At 56.3% G+C, this 419-nt stretch carries 1 protein-coding gene; it reads left to right on the top strand.

What is annotated here, in order from left to right; genetic code table 11:
* Window positions 1-419, top strand: a 419-nt coding sequence (locus NE664_14580) for an alcohol dehydrogenase catalytic domain-containing protein (protein MCQ4727861.1), incomplete at both ends; no start/stop codon positions are given.

The following is a 419-nucleotide window of genomic DNA, read 5'->3' as shown; positions in this document are numbered from 1 at the left end:
ACGGATGTACACATCTATGAGTGGAATGACTGGGCGCAGCACACCATTCCGATTGGTCTTACTGCCGGCCACGAATACGTGGGCGAGATCGTCGAAACAGGCGCAGGCGTAACCGGACATCAGGTGGGGGATCTGGTATCCGGAGAAGGCCACATCACCTGTGGCAAATGCCGGAACTGTCTGGAAGGCCACAAAGAAAACTGCCGGGATGCAAAGGGCGTCGGTGTAAACCGGAACGGGGCGTTTGCGGAATATCTGGTGATTCCGTCCTCCAATGTGTGGCCCTGTAATCCCAATATACCAGAAGAGCTCTACTCCATCTTCGATCCGTTCGGCAACGCTGCCCATACAGCGCTCTCCTACGATCTTCTGGGTGAAGACGTTCTGATCGCGGGGGCGGGGCCCATCGGTATTATGGC

Origin of the sequence: Anaerotignum faecicola (genome assembly GCA_024460105.1) — a bacterium.
GTDB lineage: Bacteria > Bacillota > Clostridia > Lachnospirales > Anaerotignaceae > JANFXS01.
Note: the sequence above shows the minus strand (reverse complement) of the source record. Positions and strands in the feature narration are given on the sequence as shown.